Here is a 21439-nt window from a genome sequence, read left to right on the forward strand (position 1 = left end):
CGTCCCGACCGATGCGGCGCGGGCCCCTGTGGCGGAATTGGTAGACGCGCTCGACTCAAAATCGAGTTCCGCAAGGAGTGCTGGTTCGATTCCGGCCAGGGGCACCAGGACCGCTTTTACGGCCACGCGGCTATTTCTTGACCAGCGGGCATTCGCTTTGCTCGAGAGGACGGAACGCCTCGTCGGCGGGGATCGTCGCGATGAGCTTGTAATAATCCCAGGGATATTTCGATTCCGCCGGCGTCTTCACTTCGAAGAGATAGGCCGGATGGATCGTGCGGCCATCGGCGCGAATGACGCCCTTGCCGAACAGCGGATCGTCGGTCGGCATTTCCTTCATCTTGGCGACCACTTTGGCGCCGTCGTGGGGATTGCCGCCGAGCGCGTCGAGCGCTTTGAAATAATGAATCAGCGAGGCATAGACGCCCGCCTGCACCATCGTCGGCTTAGCGTGATTCTTCATACGCTCGGAGAAGCGGTTGGAGAAGGCGCGCGTGCCCTCGTTCATGTCCCAATAGAAAGTCTCGGTGAACTGCAGTCCCTGCGCAATGTCGAGACCGAGCGCATTGACGTCGGAAATGAAAAGCAGAAGCGCCGCGAGCTTCTGGCCGCCGGCCGTGATGCCAAATTCATGCGCCTGCTTGATCGAATTCGACGTGTCGCCGCCAGCATTGGCGAGGCCGATGATCTTGGCCTTCGAGGATTGCGCCTGCAGCAGGAAGGAGGAGAAGTCGGGTGTGTTGAGCGGGACATTGACGCTGCCGATGACCTTGCCGCCGTTCGCCTCGACGACAGCGGTGGTGTCGCGTTGCAGCGCGTGACCGAAGGCGTAATCGGCGGTGAGGAAAAACCAACTGTCGCCGCCGGCCTTGACCACCGCCTTGCCGGTTCCGTTGGCGAGCGCATAGGTGTCGTAGGCCCAGTGGACGGTGTTGGGCGTGCAGGCCTTGCCGGTCAGATCCGAAGACGCCGCGCCGGAATTGAGATAGACGCCGTTCTTCTCCTTAACGACTGCCGCGACCGCCAGGCCGACGCCCGAATTGGGCACATCGACGATCACGTCCATCTTGTCTTCGTCGAACCATTTGCGCGCGATGCCGACCCCGATATCCGGCTTGTTCTGATGGTCGCCCGTCGCGACGTCGATGGTCCAGCCCTTCTTCAACAGGCCGCTATCCTCGACCGCCATCTGGGCGGCGAGCGTCGAGCCCGGTCCGCCGACATCGGCATAAAGGCTCGCCTGGTCGCTGAGACTGCCGATCTTGACGACCTTGTCGTCGGCGAAAGCGACCCCGCCCAGCAACAAGCTGGCGACGAACCCACTGACGAATCGCAATTCCATTGGACGCTCTCCCCTCGGCCGGCATGAGCCGGATTATTATGATTTTCTGTATCATTCTTCCCCGGTTTGACCGCGCAGGCAAGCCGCCATTAGTCGGGGGCGCCGCGGCGACCGCGCTCCGATCGACGATAAGCAGCGCGGCTCCACGAGGCGGTCTTTGACTTGCCGCGTTCGATTTGATCGATTGGACCGGGCGATCGAGTTTTCTGACCGAGAAAGGCGCGGGATGTGGATGGGTGAGTTGACGGGTCAGGGATGGCCGCAAATCGGCGAACTCGGGCTCGCCTTTGTATTGTCGGCGATCATTGGCCTGGAACGGGAGGTCCGTCACAAAAGCGCGGGCTTACGGACCCATACGCTTGTCGGGTTCGCGGCGGCGCTCATTATGCTCGTCTCCAAATATGGCTTCGGCGACATTCTGGCCGAAGGCCGCATCGTCCTCGACCCGTCACGGATCGCGGCGCAGATCGTCACGGGCATCGGCTTCATCGGCGGCGGTCTGATCTTCGTGCGCCGGGACAGCGTGCGCGGCCTCACGACCGCGGCCATCGTCTGGCTGACGACGGCCGTCGGTATGGCGTGCGGCGCGGGTCTTCCGATTCTTGCGCTGGTTGTCACCGCCTTTCATTTCATCGTCGTCTTCGCATTCCCCTATATCGTCGATCGGCTCCCCAACTCCCGCTGGACGCCGTCGGCTCTGGAGATATCCTACGAGGATGGGCGGGGAATTTTGCGGGATGTGCTGGTGGCATGCACGCAATATGACTTTGCCGTCAGCCGGGTGCGGGTGGAGCGCGAGCGTTGGGCCGAAGACCAGCGAGACGGGAGCCATCCCGGAGAGTCCGCGCAGGTTAGGGGCGCTGGCGATCTGCAATCGCCCAGCGGCTCCGAGCCAGGCGAGCGGGAAGCGCCGGCGCGACAAAAAAAGATTGTGACCGTTGCTCTTGAGATTCAGGGAACCCGCTCCGTCGCCAAGCTGGCGGCGAAATTGGCCGAGATCGACGGCGTGGTCTCCGTGAATGCAGGGGATGCGAACATCCCCTCCGATTAGACGTATCGCGGACGCCGGCCGCCGCTGTCGCGAAAGCCGCCTCAGACGCTTGCCGTCATGGGCGGCGGCGTCGTTGGGGTCGGGCCCGGGTCGATAATAGGTATCTCCTCGGGCGTTGGAATATTGGGCGCCTCGGCCGGCGGCGGTTCCGCGGGACGAGGACGAGGCGCCGGCGGGTCCGGCAGGATCGGAGGCCCCGGCGGCGCCTTTGAGGGAGGATCGGGCGGAACTTCCGGCGGCGGCGTAGGGACGCCGGGTGCGAGCGCAGGTCTCATAGATGCGGCGCCATGGCTAGAATCGCCCAGGCCAAGCCAGCCGCGATCATGCTGGCGACCAGGATGATCAGCACGCGATTGCCTTTGGGGCCCTGTCGCGCAGTATCGGCGGTCACGACTTGAGGGGGCCCGTTCGGCCGATAGTGCGGCGGCGGGCGGATATTGTCGTCTTCGACGATGGGCTGCATGTCTCGGCTCCTTGATTGTCGCCAAATGCCATTGGCAAACGAACCGAGGGCGCAATTGTTCCCGAAAGGGCTCGGCAAAATCCGCTTTACGCCTTGCGCTCCGGCGCCCGCTCGAACAGCAAAAGCGAACGGCCGGTGACGTCATAGACGGCGCCGATCTTGAATTCCGCTTCCGGCAGATTCTGATCGTTGGTGTCGAGCAGCCGTATCCAGCCACGGCCCTTGAAGCAGGGCGGCAACTTGAACTTCACAAGGTCATGATGGGCGTTGAACACCATCAGCAGCGTCGCGTCCCCGCCGCGCTTGCGAATGCCGGTCGCCTGCGCCCGGCCGTCCATCAGCATGCCCAGACATTGCGTGCGCGCGTCGTCCCACGCCTCGGCCGCCATTTCCGAGCCATCGGCGTTGATCCACGTCACGTCGCGAACCTCGATGACCTTGTTGGCCTCGCCGGTGAAAAAGCGCGAGCGTCGCAAGATCGGATATTTGTTGCGCAAGGCGACGAGTTTGCGAAAAAAATCGACGCGCGTCTTGTTTTTCGCCTCAAGCTCCCAATCGACCCAACTGATCTCATCATCGTGGCAATAGGCGTTGTTGTTGCCGTTCTGCGTGCGCCCGAATTCATCGCCAGCCAGCAACATCGGCGTGCCTTGCGCGAAGATCAATGTCGCCAGAATGTTGCGCATTTGCCGTTCGCGCAAGATGTTGACCGCCGCATCCTCCGTCGGTCCCTCGACGCCGCAATTCCAGGATCGGTTTGACGAACTGCCGTCCTTCCCATCCTCGCCATTCGCTTCATTATGTTTGTCATTGTAGGCGACGCAGTCGAACAGGGTGAATCCGTCGTGAGCGGTGACAAAGTTGACGCTGGCCCATGGCTTGCGGCCGCGATGGTTGAATTTGTCAGGCGATGCGCACAGGCGCGGCGCCAAAGCTTTCGCATTGGACTCGCCGCGCCAGAAATCGCGCACCGTGTCGCGGAATGTGTCGTTCCACTCGGCCCAGCCCGGTGGAAACCCGCCGACCTGATAGCCGCCGGGACCGCAGTCCCAGGGCTCCGCAATCAGCTTGACGCGCGCGAGCACGGGATCCTGTCCCACCGCCTTCAGAAAGCCGCTCTCGGTGTTGAAGCCGTCGGGTTCGCGCGCCAGAATGGTGCCAAGATCGAAGCGGAAGCCGTCGACGTGCATTTCCTCGACCCAATAGCGCAGACTGTCCGTCACCATCTGAATGACGCGGGGGTGGCTGAGATTGACCGTATTTCCCGTGCCGGTGTCATTGATGTAATAGCGCTTTTTGTCGGGCATCAGACGGTAATAGGAGGCGTTGTCGATGCCCTTGAAGGACAAAGTGGCGCCAAGCTCATTGCCCTCCGCCGTGTGATTGTAGACGACGTCCAGAATGACTTCGAGGCCGGCGTCGTGGAACCGCGCGATCATCTCCTTGAATTCGCGTAGGGAATTGGCGACATCGAGCGCGTAGCGCGGATCAGGCGCGAATAAGCCAATGGAATTATAGCCCCAATAATTCGTCAGCTTCTTTTCCAGAAGATGGCTGTCGTTGAGAAACGTATGGACCGGCAGAAGCTCCACCGTCGTTATCCCGAGCGATTTGACGTAATCGATGACTTCCCTGGCGCCGAGCCCGGCGTAAGTGCCGCGCAGGTGCTCGTCCATGCCAGGATGCAGTTTGGTGAAGCCTTTGACGTGCGTTTCGTAGACGATTGTCTGATCCCACGGCGTGAAGCGCCGGCTCGTTTCGCCGCGCCAGTCGAAATTGGGATCGACCACCACGGATTTGGGCACGAAGGGCGCGCTGTCCCGCTTGTCGAAGCTCAAATCCTTGCCCTTGGCGGCGATGTCATAGCCAAAAACGGCGGGATTCCACTCCAACGCGCCGACATGGGCGCGCGCATAGGGGTCGAGCAGAAGCTTATTGCGGTTGAAGCGATGGCCCGCTTCGGGCTCATAGGGCCCGTCGACGCGAAAACCGTAAAAAGTTCCCGGCCCGATATCGGCGATTCGTCCGTGAAAAATCTCATCGGTGAATTCGGGCAACTCAAACCGCTCGACTTCACGCTTGCCGTCGCGGTCAAAAATGCAAACCTCTACGCGTGTCGCATGCGCTGAAAATATTGCAAAATTGGCGCCCTGCCCGTCCCAGGTCGCCCCGAGAGGAAAAGGCTTGCCTTCACTCACACGCGTTGAATTGACGCTCAATCGACGCCTCCTGTGGCTTTTCCCATGGGGCGCGGTCGAACGTCGGCGGACAGGCCGTATCGCGCCGGCATCGTTTTCTTCAGTCGGGGTCGGAGGCAGGCAGGTGAGATTGACCCGAGCCTGGATCGTATTGCAACAGTTCGCTGAGTCGGCTGCGCGCGCGCGACACCCGGCTCTTCATCGTTCCGACGGCGCATTTGCATATATCCGCCGCCTCTTCATAGGACAGGCCCGACGCGCCAATGAGAATCAGCGCTTCCCTTTGATCCGGGGGTAGTTTCTGCAAAGCGTCGCGAAAATCGAGATATTCCATGTGGTCATCTTGATTCGCCTTGGAGATCAGCGTCGCCGAGAGGCTTCCGTCAATATCGGCGACTTCGCGCCTGCGCTTCCTGAACTCCGAATAATAGGCGTTTCGCAGGATAGTGAACAGCCAGGCCAGGAGGTTTGTTCCCACTGTGAAAGACTTGATGTTGAGAAGCGCCTTGGCGAGCGTTTCCTGCACCAGATCGTCAGCCCGGTCCGGGTTGCCGCACAGCGAAACGGCGAACGCGCGCAGCCTCGGAATCGCCGCGACCATGTCCCGCCTGATCTGCGCGCCCGCCGGAAGCGTGTCGTGCATCATTCGTCACCGCTCTTCTCATCAAGGCGGTTCAGCAATTCCATGAATCGATCGGGCACCGGCTGATTGGCCACCTCGTCATAAAGAGCTCTTAATTGCCGGCCAATGTGGTCTTTTACATTAGGATTGCGTTTTTTCGGCGGAACTGCGGAATCATCGGCTGGGATGGGATTGGGAGTCATGGGCGACGGTCCTGGCGCTTTCTTATCAACCATCAGAAACTCTCCGGCCCATCCGTGATATAGACGCTAAGGGCGTTGCCGATTTGCTCGATGCGTCTGAAAAACACCAGCCAGCCAATAAAAACCCGCGTGGGCAAATAAGGTTCCGTCATTCGGGAACAAAATTCTCCATCGTGCGTTTGTGTGCTGAATCGCAAAAAACAATGAAACAGGGGCGCCCATGTCGGTTTCCGCAGCCATCACTCCGCATATCCCTTTTTTGCGTCGATTCGCCCGGGCTCTTACCGGAACGCAGCAATCGGGCGACGCCTATGTCGCAGCGACCCTCGAAGCCATTCTCGCCGATCAAAGCCTTTTCAACGCCGATTTGAGCCCCCGGGTCGCTCTCTATCGGATTTTCTTGCGGACATGGCAGGCCATCCCGACCAATCTGGCTGTTGACAGAACGCCCGGCGGCGCCGAGGCGGCCGCCACCCGAAACCTCGGCGCCATCCCCGTCGCCCCTCGTATCGCTTTCCTTTTGAGCGCGGTCGAATCTTTCAAAATCGAAGAGATTGCGCAGACGCTCGACTGCACGGAGACGGAAGCGCGCGATCTGATCGATCAGGCCGGGCGGGGAATCGCGGCGCAGATCCGCACCAAGGTGCTCATCATCGAGGATGAGCCGCTGATCGCTCTGGACCTGCAATATCTCGTCGAACAATTGGGGCACGAAGTCTCGACGATAGCCCGGACCCATACCGAGGCCGTTCGCGCGGCCCTCAAAGGCAATCCTGGCCTGATCCTTGCCGACATACAGCTTGCCGACGGCAGTTCGGGCCTCGAAGCCGTCAATGAAATACTGGGATCGATCGAAGCGCCGGTGATTTTTATTACGGCCTTCCCGGAAAGATTCCTGACGGGCCACGCCCCCGAACCGGCCTTTCTCATCGCAAAACCGTTCAGCCCCGAATCCGTCAAGGCGGTCATCAGCCAAGCCTTGTTTTTCGAACGCAAGTCACAGCGCATCGAGGCCAATTTGGCGACCCGCTGAGACTCATGACTCGGAAAGCGACGATTTTGAACTCTCGTCGCGCGCGCTCTGCGTGAGGGAAGGCTGATCGCCGCCCGAAGCATCTACAGTCTGCGCCCCGCCACGAAGCCGGAAAGCGCGGCGAGCATGGCGAACTGCAGCGGCGTCAAATGCTTGGCGAGTTCGACGCCGGCCGCCAACGCAGCCACCTGAGGCGCGCCGCCGGCCTGAGCCTTCAAGGCGGCTTCGGGATCCCCGCTCAACGCTGAAGTTGGTTGAGGGATCGGCGCCCGACCGACGCTTCGCGAGCACAGGTAGAGAACGCCCGCCAGAATGAGATAGATTGCGCTGAGACCAATCGACGCGTTGACGACGCCGTATTGCAGCCGCCACGCATAGAACAGCGCATAGGTCGCAAAGCCGAGGCCGACCGCTCCCGATAAAGCGCCCGCCAGCGCAAGCGCCGCGCGGATGAAAAAACTTCGCATACGCCGCTGCGAACCGGCCGCCAGAACCGACAGAAATTTCATGCCGGTTATCCCCGTGACTTGCTCATCATCCCAAGCGCGATCCCGATGCCCGCCGCGATCAGCACAGCCGTCAGAGGATTTTTCTCGATCCGGCGCTCGATGTCGGCCGCCGCGCCTAGCGCGCTGTCCTGCGCCTGATTCGCCGCCTGCGAGAGCTGATCGCGGGCGTCGCCCATAGCGCCCTTCATCGCAACGCTCGCCGAATTGGCCTGGCCTCGCACGAGCCCCGCCATTGTGTCGCTCAACCGCGTAATGTCCGCTCGCAAGGCCGCGAGGTCGGCGGACAGGTCCGAAGCAGAGAATTCACCGGGTTTGTTTGACATCAAAAACTCCTGATCTCGATTGGATGTGTTGAAAAACGGGTTGCGGCAGTGGCGTCACGACCGCCCGAACGGACAAACAATAGGAAGAACGATCGGAACCGTTCCGATCTCGCCAGATTTCGCCTGGCCTCGCGTCTAACGACATACGCGCTCACATGGGCGAAAAATTTTGGCTCACGCGTTAAGCCGTCCGTACCACCGCAGGATTTCCTTGTCCGCCTGTTCCCTGGTGAATCCGTATCGCTCGCTTAATCGCTCCGACAATTGCTCGCGACGACCCTGGATAAAGTCCATGTCGGCGTTTGAAAGCTTGTCCCATTGCTGCTGGACCCTTGTTTGAAATAGGCGCCAATTGCCTCGGAGTTCCCCCCACGTCATTGCCGCATCCTCCCTTTTAGCCGCCGGCTGCGATCCGGCGCGCATTGGGCGATAACGGAGAAGCCGCAAAAAGGTTGCGGGCGACCGCGCAGGGCGGCTCCCCGCAGCAGGTTCGGCACAGCCACGAGAATTTAGGAATGGCCGGGAGACATATCCGCCCGGTCCGTCAGATCATCATTCGCTTCAATGTTTTTCAGCGGGACCAGAAGGCGCCAGGTCAATCCTTCGCGCTCGAACGACAGATGCACGACAGCATTCAAACGCTGCGCCAACATCTTTTCGATGACGACGCTGCCGAAACCATGCGCATGCGGCGCTTCGACGAGCGGTCCGCCGCGTTCGATCCAGTCCATTTCCAGCATCGGTCCGGCCGTCGAACTCTTGAACCGCCACCCTGTCGCGATATGGCCGACATCATTGGAAAGCGCTCCGTATTTGACCGCGTTGGTGGAGAGCTCGTGCAAAGCCATGCCGATCGCCTGCGCCGCCGTCGAATTGAGCAAGACGTCGGGACCGGCGACGCCAATGCGTCCTTCGTCGACATCGGAATAATGGCCGATCTGGGAACGAACCAGGGCCTCCAAACGAACGCCGCGCCATTTCTCATTGGTCAACAGATCCTGGCTCGCAGAGAGGCCAAGAAGGCGCGCCGAGAACTTCTGCTCAAATTCGGCGGCGGTCGCGCTTGAGGAGACGGTCTGACGCGCGATCGCCTGGGTCACAGCGAGAAGGTTCTTCGAGCGGTGATTGACCTCGGTCATCAAGACGCGGATGTGCTCCTCGCGCATCTTATGCTCATGAATATCCATCGTCGTGCCGTACCATTTGACCGGCTCCCCCGAAGAATCGCGCAAGAGGCTCGCCCGGCTCAAGTGCCACGAAAACCCCTTGCCGATGATCATCAGGCGATGTTCCATTTCGTAAGGCTCGCCCGTTTCGCTCGCCTTCAGCCATGCGGCGACGGTCCCTCGCAGATCTTCAGGATGAATGACGCCGTCCCAGTCCGTCCGGGTCAGGCCAACCTTGCCATATCTTTCGCGGCGCGCGTTGGTGTAATCCACCCGTCCGTCAGGTCCGGCGGTCCACACCAATTGCGGCAAGCTGTCCGCGAGAAGGCGAAATTTTTCTTCGCTGGCGCTGCGTTCGGCTTCGGCGATCTGCCTCTGGATCGCGCGCTCGCGCAAGAGCGACGACGCCTCCCCAAAAGCCAGCGACAATTCATCGAACTCCCGAACTCCCGTCGGGTTGGGAACGACGGGCTTGCCCGCGCCAATGTCCTTGGCGGTCTTTTGCAGCAAACGTACGCCGAAGGCGAGCCTGCGGTTTGCGAAAAACGCCAGCGCGAAACTGGCTGCCAACGAGCCGGCGGCCAACAGACTCAAGAGCCAAAGAGTCTGCGACAGCGATTCGTCAAGCACCTCTGCTTTGGCGGCGATCGAGACGGTCCAGCCATAATCGATCCGGGTATAGGCGGAGATCACCGGTTCGCCTTCGAGGGAGGAATTGTTGACGATGGCCTCGCGCGTCAGCCCCATCGCGCCGCGAAAAGACGGGCTGGCTGGCGTTCCGGGCCGACCCTTGCCCTCGGGAGCGCGCGCAACGAATTGTCCGGCGCGATCGATGATCGCCGCGATCCAGCCGGCCGGATATTTCTCACTGTCGAGAAGGCCTGTAAGCCGGCGCGAGGAAAACTTCAGAATCAACAGGTACTGAGGCTTGCCGTCATGGAATATTGGCGTTTCAATACTGGCGACGGGCGTTTGCGAGATCGGATCGACGCCAATGTCCGACAAGGTCGGCGCGTCGGTCGCAAACGCTCCCGGGCGCCGGTCTGATTGATCGCTCGGCCCGGGATCGGCGCCGGGCTGGCGCTGAGTATCGAGCAGCGGCCTGCCGTCGGGCGTCGAAACGACCAGCGAAGCGTCGGGCAAACTACTTAATATCTCCGACGCCGTCCGCTCGAACTCCGTAAGATTCCCCTGCGCCAAAGATCTCGAATGGGCGAGCGCATTGGAGATGACAAAATATTTGTCGAGTTCCGTTTCAACGGCGTCGGCAAGCGAATGCGTCGCCGCGACAAGGAACGCGCGTCGCGCATGGCGTTCGGAATCGGCAAATCGCCCGACCATGAAGAACGAGACGACGATCAAGGGCAGCGCGACCACGAGCGTCAGAACGCCCAGATGCTGGCTCAGCGACAGAGTCGGCCGCGCGCCGCCATCGGCGCGCCAAGACCAAAAATTCGACCAATTCCACCCGCGAAGACGCTCCATAATGCTTCGCGTTTTGCTGGAAAGCATCATTTCCCGCGCCGCCATTCATGAAAATGCAAGCGAACCCGGGTAGGTTGCGCGCCGCGCCGCAACCCGACGGAAATTTCTACGGCAGATCGATGACGTCGGTCGGAGAAATGTTGCGCCATATCACCATCCCGATCACGAGCAGCGGAACCGAAAGGAACGCGCCGATCGGACCCCAGAGCCAGGTCCAGAAAGCAATTCCGAGAAAAACGGCGAGCGGATTCAGCTCAAGGCGTTTGCCCAAAAGGGCCGGGCTAAAAAGCTGCCCTTCGACAATAGTCAACCCGACGAACAACCCCACAGGCGCCAAGCTCTGGCCCAGCGTCGGAAAGGTTATCAGACCGACCACGAGCAGGATCGCCGCCATCAGCGCCGGGCCAATATACGGAAGATAATTCAGGAAAAAGGCAAGCGATCCCCATAGCGGCGCATTGGGAACCCCGAGCCCCCATGCAATCGCGGTCGTACACAATCCGACGCCAAGATTGATCATGGTCGTCGTCATCAAATAGGTCGCCAGATCGCTTTCAACGTCGGCGATGATCCGCAGCATCATCAGGCGGTTCGCGCGATCGACGAGAGACAGGACGAGCTTGCCCTTCATTCGGGTTCGGCCAAGCAGAAAGAAAAGCAGCGCGCCAAAAAACAACACAAACTCGCTCAGCGCGGGCGTCAGGAACGTCAGCACGCTTTGAATGATGTTGCCCTGGCTGACGTCGACAGCCATTTGAGATTTATCGCCGCCCATATTGCTCAGCGATGCGCTGATTTCCTGCAGCGCGCTCATCGGCCGGGCGAGGATATGCAGCCTATCCTTGATCAGGGTCGTGACGCCGGGCGCCCTGGCGACCCAGTCCGATACAGGAGTCGCAAGAAGGACGGCGCCAGCGAGCAATGCCGAAAGCGTTATGCCGACGACCACCACCGCCACGATCCACGGCGGAAAGCCCATTCTCTTGATGATGTCGACGGGCCTGCCGATCGTCATTCCGACAACCAATGCGGCGAGGACAGGGACGACAATCGGGCGCGCCACGCTGAGCGTCGCCAGCAGGACAAGCAGAAACAAGCCGATCAGAGCGTACCGGGACAACAAGAGCAGCGTTTCGTGACCGGAGTCCGGCAACGCGTCTGCGACGCCGGCGCCCGCTGGCGGGCCTCGGCTCTCTGCGGTCCTCAACCTGACGTCCATGCTCGCCCTGTCCCTTGAGTTCTTGCTTTACGGCGATTGGCTCCAGGCCGAACAAGAGGCCGCCACGAGCGGCGCAGGGCAAACGCTACAAACCTCCAACGGTTCCACGATCGGCGAAAAAATCGCCGCGCACGCCCCGGGACCGAGTGGCCTTTGTCAAATAGAGCGTCTCAGGCCACGTTGATTCTCGGCGCGGGCGCCGCCTCGCGGACCTCCTCGTCGACATGTTTCTCGAATTTCGCGAAATTCTCGCGAAACATGCCCACAAGCCGCTTGGCGGCCTCGGCGAATTCCGCCTTGCTCGCCCAGGTTTTGACCGGCTCCAGAATATGCGGCTCCACCCCAGGCACGGAAGTGGGCACCGCAAGGCCGAAATAGGGATCGGAGCGGAAATTGGCGCGATTGAGCGAACCGTCCAGCGCGGCGGCAAGGAGACGCCGCGTGACGCGGATCGGCATACGGCGGCCGACCCCATATTTGCCCCCCGTCCATCCGGTATTGACCAACCAGCAATCGACGTGATGTTTCTCGATGAGATCGCGCAGCAAATTGCCATAGATGGAAGGATGGCGCGGCATGAAAGGCGCGCCAAAACAGGTTGAGAACGTCGCCTGCGGTTCGACCACGCCCTTTTCGACGCCCGCGACCTTGGCCGTATATCCCGAGAGGAAATGATAGACCGCCTGGGCGGGATCGAGCTTGGCGATTGGCGGCAAGACGCCAAACGCGTCGCAGGTCAGCATGACGATGTTCTTGGGATGACTGTCGCGCCCGGTTGCCGAAGCATTGGCGATGAAATCGAGGGGATAGGCGATACGAGTGTTTTCGGTTTTCGAACTGTCGTCAAAATCGGGCGCCTGGGTGAAGGGCTCCAGCGTGACGTTTTCCATCACCGTGCCGAAACGCTCGGTCGTCGCATAGATTTCGGGCTCCGCCTCGCGCGACAGGCGGATCGCCTTGGCGTAGCAGCCGCCCTCGAAATTGAACACGCCATGCCGGCCCCAGCCATGTTCGTCATCGCCGATCAGGATTCTTGTGGAATCGGCCGACAACGTCGTCTTGCCGGTGCCTGACAGACCGAAGAACACCGCGACCTCGTTCCTGCCCCCGGAATTGGCCGAGCAATGCATCGGCATGACGCCCGCCTCCGGCAGCGTGAAATTGAGATAGCTGAAGACCGATTTCTTCATCTCCCCGGCGTAGCTGGTGCCCCCGATCAGCACGATGCGGCGTGAAAAGTCGCAGGCGATCACCGTCTCGCTGCGGCAGCCATGGCGTTTGGGATCCGCGCGAAAGGACGGCAGGTCGACGATCGTTAGGTTGGGAACGAAAGCGGCGAGATCTCCGATTTCGGGACGGATCAGCAGATTGCGAATGAACAGCGAATGCCATGCCAGTTCCGTGAACACGCGCGCTTTGACGCGGGCCGATGGGTCGGCGCTGGCGTAAAGGTCCTGCGCGAACAATTCGCGGCCCCGGGCGTGCGCGATAAAATCGGCAAGCAAGACATCAAATTGGGCCGGCGATATCGCGCCATTATTGTCCCACCAGACCGCCTTTTCCGTCATCGCGTCGCGGACGATGAATTTGTCCTTCGGGCTGCGTCCCGTATGCACGCCCGTTTCGGCGACCAGAGCGCCGCCCGCCGCGATCCTTGCTTCAAAACGCTGAAGCGCCTCGCCATAGAGTTGCGGCGCCTGGAGATTCCAATGGACCGCACGCAGGTCCTTGAAGCCGAAACGATCAGCGCCACAGGCGGCGTTGTATATCCCCGTTTGCTTCATCTCACGTTTCCTCCCGCAATTTAGCTTTGGCGTCCTATGCCTCAACCACCGATCTTTCGCAAAGGGGAGGTTCAGGAATGCTCAGGATTTAGGCGCAAGAGCAGGGCTAACGTCCGCCAGCAAGCCTCCGGCCAGTCCGTTTCGCAATCTGGCGTTCACGCAGCAAGACCTTTCGACCGGACCGCCAGCCACGCTTGCGTCTGCGTCCAATAAGAGGCATCGGCAAAGAAAGTTCCCCGCCAATCATCGCACAATGCCGATCCCGATGAAAAGCGGCAATGCCGGGACCGAAGCCATCGCGATCGCCCGCGCTTGCGCAGGGTTAAAAAGCCCGGCCCGTCATGTCGAAAATTGTCGCAACTCCGCGCGAAGCCAAAACCGGCGACGCGCCCGCCAACATATCAAAACGCGCTCCGGAGGGCGGACCGCCCGGAGCGCGTTGAATGTTTACGGAGCTGCTTACGCAGCTTCTTCGACGTCCGAATCTCCAGCGCCCGGCGTCGTAGCGTCGCTTTCCACTTTAGCGCCGCGCCGCTGGCCCTTTTGCAACTGCGCGTCGATCGCCTTCAAGGCTTCGCTCTCGGTGAGCTTCTGCACGACGGCGACTTCGCGGGCCATCCGATCAAGCGCAGCCTCATAGAGTTGGCGCTCCGAATAGGACTGCTCGGGTTGCGCTTCGGATCGATAGAGATCGCGCACGACCTCCGAGATCGCGGCAAGATCGCCGGAATTTATTTTGGTTTCGTATTCCTGCGCCCGCCGCGACCACATCGTGCGTTTGATGCGGGCTCGGCCTAGCAAGATATCGAGAGCCTTCTTCACGACTTCCGGCTCGGCAAGCTTGCGCATGCCAACGCCCGCGACCTTGCCTGTCGGAACGCGAAGGGTCATCTTGTCCTTCACGAAAGTGATGACAAAAAGCTCAAGCTTGAAGCCAGCGACCTCCTGCTCTTCGACTGCGACAATCTGGCCGACGCCATGTGCGGGGTAGACGATGAATTCGTTCGTCTTGAACCCGTGACGAGGACCACTGCTTTTCGCAGCTTTTTGAACGACGGCGTCTTCCGCTTCGGGAGCGGCCGACTTTTCTATGATCGGCGCCTTGACCGGCTTCGGCGTCGCCGCGGCCTCCAAACCAACGATCGCCGCGGGCGGATTGACCGCCTTCGGCGGCTCGCTCGCCTTCGTGTGGCTATCGCCGACCGTAGACGGCTTGCTTTCAATTATCTTTGCGTGACCCGTTGCCAACAATCTATCTTGCCCCTTTTTATCGCTGTCGAATTTCTTTTTCGCGGCGCTGACTATGACGCGTTCTTTGGACTGCGAGACGTTTGATCGGACAGTCGCATTCGACGCCTTTGCCGGACGGTGAAGCTTCTGCGCCGAGACGCCCTTCTTTTTGGTTGCTTTGGCCGTTTTGGCAGGCGCTCTTGCCGAGGATTTTGCGGCCGCGGCGACGCGGCTCGGCTTGGAACGCTCAACCTTGGTCTTGATCGCCGAGGTCTTGGCCGCCGACTTGCGGCTCGAACCCTTGGCGGCTTTCGCCGCGGCCTTTTTCACCGGACGGGCCGGCTTGCTGATCTTGGCGGAAACCTTTGCGTCCTTGCTCTTGCTAGTTGAGCTGGATTTGGACGATCGCTTGATCGCCTTGGCTGGACGGCTGGATGATTTCTTTGGCGCCTTTTTCCGAGTCGACATGGCCGACCTTCTCCTGAAACCGAGCGCTGGACATGCGATAAGTTCACGGCCCTCACGGCTCGATCACTCGCTGCCCGATCGCTCGTAATTCGTATTGCGGCCGACCCGATTGGGCGGCCCGATCGCGCTGGCTGACAAATCCGGCGGCGAAGGAACGCGACCTCCCAAGCGCGCCACGGCAATCGCTTGCCTGCGGTAATTATTCGTTAAAATGAGGTTTAGCACAAAATGCATGAAAAATCAAAGGCGGCCTCCTCACAAGACAAGGAGGTTCGCCCGCATGGTTAATTCGAGAAACGAGCCAGGGGCCCATTATTTCAGTCAGTCGCCTTGTCCAGGTTTAGGAGAAAAAAACGCCTCTAGCTTGCCGGACCGCCCGTCATATTCTTTCGCGTCCGGCTCCGGTTCTCGTTTAATCGTGACGTTCGGCCAAATCTTGGAATATTCAGTATTAAGGCGAAGCCAATTTTCAAGATTAGGCTCAGTATCGGGCTTGATCGCTTCGGCAGGGCATTCAGGCTCGCAGACGCCGCAGTCAATACATTCGTCGGGGTGAATGACCAGCATGTTTTCACCTTCGTAGAAACAATCGACCGGGCATACTTCAACGCAATCCAGATATTTACACTTGATACAATTTTCGATCACGACATAGGTCATATTTAGATCCTCGCGACGGTCTTCCCGTCGATTGCGAAGGTTGCTCAATCATTGGCCGACGTGCTTGCCGACAGATGCGCGGCCATCGGCCTATTCACACGCTCACGATAGTGAACGCTAGCTTTTGCCTTTTGCTTCAAGTTGCGATTTTAACGCGAGTAACTTTGCGAAGGGCGAGTCAAGATTGACGGGCGGCTCGCGCCGCGGCGCCGGGGCTGGCGTGTTTTCCTGCCGCCGCTCGTCTTGCCTGCGTTCGTCCTGCCCTCTACCCCTGTTGGGACCGCCCCGCCGCCCCGCGCCGTCCAGCTTGTTGGCGGAATCGAACGGCCGACGCGGGCCGCGGCCGTGTTGACGCCTGTTCGTCTCTTCGCCGGGTTTCTGCGGCTGCGGCGCCGGTTGCGATCCCGCATCGGCCACCGCCGGCGCCGGGACTTGAGAAGGCCGATAGCGCTGGCGCCTCGTCCTTTCCGAAGGGCCGTCTCGACGATCGGGGCGCTGATCTCCCTCGACGGCCTCATGAGGCCGCGCCGGGCCCTTGTCCCTTGAACCGGCTCTGGGATTGCGTTGTCGATTGGGCGGCGGCCTCGGGCGCCAGACTTCGATCAGGGCCTCTTCGGTCGGCGCCACAGGCGCGTCTGGGATTTCGCCGTTCGGGACCGCCGCCGCCAAGCTTGCAGCCTCAGACTCGGGCGAGACCGCCGGGCCTTGTTCGCCCCCCCCCCCGACGGCGCTTTGGGTCTCGACGGCCGTCGATTCCGGTTGCGCATCGACGACCGTTTCGGGCGGCTGGGGCGCCGGATCGCCAACGGGCTGAGCTTCCACTTCGACTGCGGCCTCGGCGCTTTGGCTCTCAACGGCGGTCGGGGCCAGCGCCGCATCGGCCTGCTGCTCGGAGGCTGAATCGCCCGCGAGCCGAGCTTCATTTTCGGCTGGAGGCTCGGCGCTCTGATTCTCCGTCGCCGGCTCGGCGGCTTCCGCATGAGCGACGGTTTCAGGTTGGGCGATGGTTTCGGGTGGCCCGTCGGCGGCGGGCGCGCTTGGTGCGACGACCGTCAGGGCCGGCCCCTTCACACTATAGCTGGCGAATCCGAGCGAGCGCAGCACCGAGGCGAATTGCTCTCCCGAGCACCCTGTCAGGGACGTCATCGCGCCGGTGACGACGAAAGCATCCCCGTCCGCGGCGCCGGCGGGCGGCGCGCCGGCGTGCGGGCCAGGCCGGTAGGCGACGGCGGGGCGGATAAGATCGGCCAGACGCTCGACAATATCGACGCGAACGGCGCGATCGCCGCACAGCCGAAATCCGGCGACCCGGTAGATCTCCTTCGAAATGGCGGCGTCGGCGAGGAACGAGGTTCTACCCGAAGCGGCCAATTGGGGGATTTCGTCGAGGCCCGCTCCGACGGCGGCGTCGCCCTGCCGCAGCGCCCATAATTGGGTGGCCAGGACGCGAATGGCTGGTTTCACCAGGCTCGGCATGTAAATGTAATAAGCGCCGAAACGCACGCCCAGTTTGCGCAGCATTCCGCGCGCATTCTGATCCAGGGTCTTCACATCGTGGGCGACCCGCCCGCGTTCGAGAACGCCCAAAGCCTCGGCAAGCTGTAGCGCGACATTGCGCGCCGGCCCCTCCAGACCCAGAGCGGCCTCAAGCTCGAAAAGCGGTCCGAGCAGCCGCTGAACATAAGCGGCGAGCCATAAATCGACGCGGCCCTGAAGCTTTTGCTGAGCGGCCTCGGTCAAAGACTCATGTGCGAGGATCAAGGCGCGCGGCGCGAGCAATTTGTCGCCCGCGGCGATTTTCGCAACCGGATCGCCCAACCAGCGAATGGCGCCGTCATTGGCGAGAACGAGGGCGCTATCGACGGCTTCGCTGAACCGATTGGCCCGGACTTCAAATTCCTGGCTGATTGCGCTGGCGATGTCGGATTCGTCGATCTTGGCGCGCTCCGCGTCGAGAACCACCTCTGGCGTGAATCGAAATCCCTGCAGACGCCCGACGATCTGACCGTCGAACGACAATTCGCCGCCCGAGGTCACTTCTGCATTTACCATTGCGTTCTCTCAAAACCATCGCAGGCGAATGCTCGTCTTCGCGTGACGAACTTCCAGGCGACGCCTGCCCGAAAGGCGTCCGAAACGCTGTTCTTTACCCGACGCGCGGCGCCCTGCCAATGCTCCGTCTGGCGATCGGCCGTGCGGCGACCGGATTCCGCCGCGCCGTTTCAATGCCTGAAGTGGCGCACGCCGGTGAAAACCATGGCGACGCCCGCTTCATCGGCCGCCGCAATGACCTCCGAATCCCGCATTGAGCCGCCGGGCTGAATGACCGCGACAGCGCCGGCCTGCACCGCCGCCAGCAGGCCGTCGGCGAAGGGGAAGAAAGCGTCGGAAGCGACGACTGAACCCCGGGTTAGCGGTTCAGCCATGCCCGCCGCCTGCGCGGCGTCTTCGGCTTTGCGCGCCGCGACCCGCGATGAATCGACGCGCGACATCTGCCCCGCCCCGATGCCGACCGTGGCGCCGTCCTTGACATAGACGATGGCGTTCGACTTGACGTGTTTGGCGACTCGCCACGCAAAGCGCATGTCGGCGAGCTCCCGCTCGCTCGGCGCTCGTTTGGTGACGACTTTCAACTCCATGTCGTCGGCGACCGCATTGTCGCGACCCTGCACGAGAAGGCCGCCCGCCACAGACCGCACGGAAAGGCTCGGGGCCCTGGGGTCGGGAAGGGCGCCGGCGATGAGCAAGCGTAGATTCTTCCTGGCGCCGACAATAGCCAAGGCCTCGTCGTCGGCGGCGGGAGCGATAATGACCTCGGTCATGATTTCGACGATCTTGCGCGCCGCGTCGGCGTCGAGCCGCCGATTGACGGCGACGATTCCCCCAAACGCGGAGACCGGATCGCAGGCGAGCGCCCTCTCATAGGCCTCGCGCAAAGTCGGCGCCTCGGCGACGCCGCAAGGATTGGCGTGTTTGATGATGGCAACCGCGGCTGTGCGCGCGGGATCGAATTCGGCGACCAGTTCGAAGGCCGCGTCGGTGTCGTTGACGTTGTTATAGGAGAGCTCCTTGCCCTGAACCTGCCGCGCGGTGGCGACGCCGGCGCGAATTTCCGGACCGATGTAGAAAGCCGCGGTTTGATGCGGGTTCTCGCCATAACGCATGGAACTGGCGAGCTTGCCGCCAAAGGCGCGCCAGGGCGGCGCGGTCTCGCCGATCTCGCGCGCCAGCCAGTTTGAAATGGCCGAATCGTAAGCCGCCGTGCGCGCATAGGCTTTCTGCGCCATGGCGCGACGAAACTTCAAACTGGTCGCGCCATCATAGCGAGCCAATTCCTCGATCAAGGCGCTGTAATCGGCGGGGTCGACGATGACGGCGACGTCGCCATGATTCTTCGCAGCGCCACGGATCATCGCGGGGCCGCCGATATCGATGTTCTCGATCATATCGGCGAATGCGCCGCCGCGCCGCAGCGTCTCTTCGAACGGATAGAGGTTGACGACTAGCAGGTCGATCGGCGCGATATTATGCGCGAGCATCGCCGCCTCGTGCGCGGGGTCTTCGCGAACCGCCAGCAGGCCGCCGTGAATGCCCGGATGCAGCGTCTTGACCCGACCGTCCATCATTTCCGGGAAGCCCGTCAATTCGGCCGCGTCCCGAACCGCGCAGCCGGCCTGCGCCAACGCGCTCGCCGTGCCGCCGGTCGAGACGAGTTCGACCCCGCGCGCCGCAAGGGCCGCGCCCAATTCGACAAGGCCGGACTTATCCGAGACAGAAATCAGGGCGCGGCCAATGCGCGCCAGGTCGCCAGCCATGGAAACTCCAAAAGGGAAGCCGCTATGCCTATCGCATTTGCGTATTGTTGCGGCGCAATATCATGGTTTGCCGCGAAACAAAACTCGCGATTTTTCTGCTTGTTTCGTTTAGGCGCCCTCCGCTGGAGTCAAACGGTGAAACGACCAGTTCAGGCCTTCGTTTTCGACCAGCTCTCCCTCGAGGACGATCTGAATCGTCGCCATGGCCCCGCCGGGAGAGGCGAAGAATATGCTCTCTTCCAGATGGGCGGCGCGCCCCTCGGCTTCAAACCGCCATTGCTCGCCCGACGGCAATGTCAGGAGAACGCCGCCAGCGTTGGCGTCAGGCTCGGCGCGCACCGACGGGTGAAGATGAAATCGCGCCGCCAATGATTTTCCAGCCGGCATTGCGCCCTTGCGGGCCAACATAACGCGATCTTCGCCCGACAGGCTGGCGCCGTCATCGGCAAGGCGCAGGGTGCGGCGATGGAGCGCGGCGTAGCGGCGCGCGTAGCCGTCATGGATGGAATCCAGCAATTGATCGCGCGCCGCTTCGTCGTGCGCGCGGTTGACTTCCACCCGCGACGGCCCTTCGAGAACCATGCCCGCCGCGATCGACCGCGAAGCGATTGCCTCGAAGCGGCAGCTCGAATGATCGTCGATGACAAGTGTCGAATGAGCGGCGCTGGCGCGCGCCGCCTCGCGGGCGGCCGTCGCATCGGCCTGCGGCGCGCCGCAATTGACGACGATGCGATGGAGCCCGCTGGAGAATTCGAACGCGAGACAACCGGCGTGGGCGTCCTTGGAAAACGCCCAGGGCGGCGGGGCGCCGACATCGGCGATGACAATGGCGCCGTCAGCCTCCAGACGCTGGTAGCCCGAGTAGGGCGCATCGAGAACTGACGCGCCGCCAGCGTCGCCATGCGCGAGCAGGGTCGCCAGTGTATCAGGCTCGCTGGCGCCCATGCCGTTGAAGCCGGCCAGCGCCCCATCCGCGTGGCGGAACATGCGCAGCATTGGAATCATGCGGTCGATCGCATTGAGGAGCGGGTCGGGCGCCGCGACGCCGCGCGCCACAAAGGCCTGCCGCGCCGGCAACAGATCGAGCAGGAGTTCGACCAGGACGCGCGGGTTGCGGCTGATGTGGCCGCCATCCGTCAATATCTGCACCGGCAATTCGCGGGAGAGCGAGAGGCTTGCGCGCCGCAAGAGACCACCGCCGCCTTCCAAACAAAGGCCCGCCTGGGTGAGCGCGACGATCGCGGTCAGCCGCGCATCGCCGTCCAGACCCTCGGCGAGCGCCCGCTCTAACGCCGCGGCATGCGTTTCGATCGCGCCGACGAAACGGCGATAGAAAGCGTGGTCGGCGTTCGCCAGAATGATCGGCGACTGGCTGAGCCATGAAATGAGCCGTCGCGCGACGACGCGCGGATTGCGCGCGACAGGACGATCCATCGATCCGCCGCCGCGCGCGTCAAGATTGAGCCAGTCTTCGACGAGCGCGCGGGCGTTGGCGCGCGACAAGGCCGTATCGGCCGCGCGCAAATGCCGGAGCCAGCCAAACCCGTGTAGGGCCTCGGCCCAGGCGAGCGAAGGCGCCGAAATCATAAAGGGCGAATGACCATGCGTGCTCGCCGCCTTGCCGGCCAGCGAAAAGTGGCCGGCATAGATATGATCGGCGGCGATCGGGTCGGCGGTGCGAATATCCTGCAGGGCGATCAAAAGACGCTCGGCGCGCCCGCCGCGCATCGCCAAAACAATTCTCCTGGGGATCGCCAGCGGACGGCGAAGGCGAGCGAGCCAGACTCTGGCTGTAAAGGCCAGGAGACCGATCTTCACCGGAAGCGCTGATGGGAAGTCCAAATCCACCTCAGCAATTCGCCGCCGCC

General features: G+C 61.8%; 17 protein-coding genes and 1 tRNA gene. 3 read left to right on the top strand and 15 right to left on the bottom strand.

What is annotated here, in order from left to right; all coding sequences use genetic code 11:
* The first annotated feature begins 22 nt into the window (after positions 1–22).
* Positions 23–107, top strand: a tRNA-Leu gene (locus GSQ90_RS04195).
* 23 nt (positions 108–130) lie between these two features.
* On the opposite strand, the gene GSQ90_RS04200 is transcribed toward GSQ90_RS04195, so the two are convergent.
* Positions 131–1342, bottom strand: a complete 1212-nt coding sequence (locus tag GSQ90_RS04200) for an ABC transporter substrate-binding protein (protein ID WP_158813550.1) — start codon at positions 1340–1342, stop codon at positions 131–133.
* Positions 1343–1574: 232 nt separating this feature from the next.
* Here GSQ90_RS04200 and GSQ90_RS04205 point away from each other — a divergent pair, with 232 nt between their 5' ends.
* On the top strand, positions 1575–2393 hold the full coding sequence (locus GSQ90_RS04205; protein WP_210254810.1) for an MgtC/SapB family protein: 819 nt from the start codon (positions 1575–1577) through the stop codon (positions 2391–2393).
* Between the two features lie 271 nt (positions 2394–2664).
* On the opposite strand, the gene GSQ90_RS04210 is transcribed toward GSQ90_RS04205, so the two are convergent.
* The 4 genes from GSQ90_RS04210 to GSQ90_RS04225 form a co-directional block, all read right to left on the bottom strand.
* Complete coding sequence (locus tag GSQ90_RS04210; protein ID WP_158813552.1) at positions 2665–2856, bottom strand: hypothetical protein; 192 nt, start codon at positions 2854–2856, stop codon at positions 2665–2667.
* Between the two features lie 86 nt (positions 2857–2942).
* Complete coding sequence (gene glgX / locus GSQ90_RS04215) at positions 2943–5075, bottom strand: glycogen debranching protein GlgX (protein ID WP_246731398.1); 2133 nt, start codon at positions 5073–5075, stop codon at positions 2943–2945.
* A gap of 79 nt (positions 5076–5154) precedes the next feature.
* Positions 5155–5700, bottom strand: a complete 546-nt coding sequence (locus GSQ90_RS04220; protein WP_174247439.1) for a sigma-70 family RNA polymerase sigma factor — start codon at positions 5698–5700, stop codon at positions 5155–5157.
* On the bottom strand, positions 5697–5912 hold the full coding sequence (locus tag GSQ90_RS04225; protein ID WP_158813553.1) for a NepR family anti-sigma factor: 216 nt from the start codon (positions 5910–5912) through the stop codon (positions 5697–5699). The genes GSQ90_RS04220 and GSQ90_RS04225 overlap by 4 nt, the downstream gene beginning before the upstream one ends.
* A 187-nt stretch (positions 5913–6099) precedes the next feature.
* On the opposite strand from GSQ90_RS04225, the gene GSQ90_RS04230 reads away from it, so the two are divergent.
* Positions 6100–6912 carry a response regulator gene (locus GSQ90_RS04230; RefSeq protein ID WP_158813554.1) on the top strand — a complete coding sequence of 271 codons (813 nt, stop codon included), beginning with the start codon at positions 6100–6102 and terminating at the stop codon, positions 6910–6912.
* An 83-nt stretch (positions 6913–6995) separates the two neighbouring features.
* Here GSQ90_RS04230 and GSQ90_RS04235 read toward each other — a convergent pair whose 3' ends face one another.
* The 10 genes from GSQ90_RS04235 to GSQ90_RS04280 form a co-directional block, all read right to left on the bottom strand.
* Positions 6996–7421, bottom strand: coding sequence for a hypothetical protein (locus GSQ90_RS04235; protein WP_158813555.1), 426 nt, complete (start codon positions 7419–7421; stop codon positions 6996–6998).
* 5 nt (positions 7422–7426) lie between these two features.
* Positions 7427–7744, bottom strand: coding sequence for a YqjD family protein (locus GSQ90_RS04240; RefSeq protein WP_158813556.1), 318 nt, complete (start codon positions 7742–7744; stop codon positions 7427–7429).
* 509 nt (positions 7745–8253) lie between these two features.
* The gene (locus GSQ90_RS04245; protein ID WP_158813557.1) at positions 8254–10425 is read right to left on the bottom strand and encodes a sensor histidine kinase; all 2172 of its coding nucleotides are present in this window, start codon (positions 10423–10425) and stop codon (positions 8254–8256) included.
* Between the two features lie 76 nt (positions 10426–10501).
* Positions 10502–11518 (bottom strand): AI-2E family transporter, encoded by a 1017-nt coding sequence (locus GSQ90_RS04250; protein ID WP_158813558.1) that lies wholly within the window; start codon positions 11516–11518, stop codon positions 10502–10504.
* A gap of 266 nt (positions 11519–11784) precedes the next feature.
* Entirely contained in the window at positions 11785–13398 is a 1614-nt protein-coding gene (locus GSQ90_RS04255) for a phosphoenolpyruvate carboxykinase (RefSeq protein ID WP_158813559.1), read from the bottom strand.
* A gap of 459 nt (positions 13399–13857) precedes the next feature.
* Positions 13858–15096: a CarD family transcriptional regulator gene (locus GSQ90_RS04260; RefSeq protein ID WP_158813560.1), complete on the bottom strand. Its 1239-nt coding sequence runs from the start codon at positions 15094–15096 to the stop codon at positions 13858–13860.
* Positions 15097–15417: 321 nt separating this feature from the next.
* On the bottom strand, positions 15418–15756 hold the full coding sequence (gene fdxA, locus GSQ90_RS04265) for a ferredoxin FdxA (RefSeq protein ID WP_158813561.1): 339 nt from the start codon (positions 15754–15756) through the stop codon (positions 15418–15420).
* A gap of 117 nt (positions 15757–15873) precedes the next feature.
* Positions 15874–17808 (bottom strand): hypothetical protein, encoded by a 1935-nt coding sequence (locus tag GSQ90_RS04270; RefSeq protein ID WP_158813562.1) that lies wholly within the window; start codon positions 17806–17808, stop codon positions 15874–15876.
* 170 nt (positions 17809–17978) lie between these two features.
* A complete protein-coding gene (gene purH, locus GSQ90_RS04275; RefSeq protein WP_158813563.1) occupies positions 17979–19571 on the bottom strand; it encodes a bifunctional phosphoribosylaminoimidazolecarboxamide formyltransferase/IMP cyclohydrolase in 1593 nt (530 codons plus the stop codon).
* Positions 19572–19679: 108 nt separating this feature from the next.
* The gene (locus GSQ90_RS04280) at positions 19680–21389 is read right to left on the bottom strand and encodes a heparinase II/III family protein (protein ID WP_246731399.1); all 1710 of its coding nucleotides are present in this window, start codon (positions 21387–21389) and stop codon (positions 19680–19682) included.
* Between the last annotated feature and the right edge of the window lie 50 nt (positions 21390–21439).

This window comes from Methylocapsa sp. S129 (genome assembly GCF_009765995.1).
Lineage (GTDB): Bacteria > Pseudomonadota > Alphaproteobacteria > Rhizobiales > Beijerinckiaceae > Roseiarcus.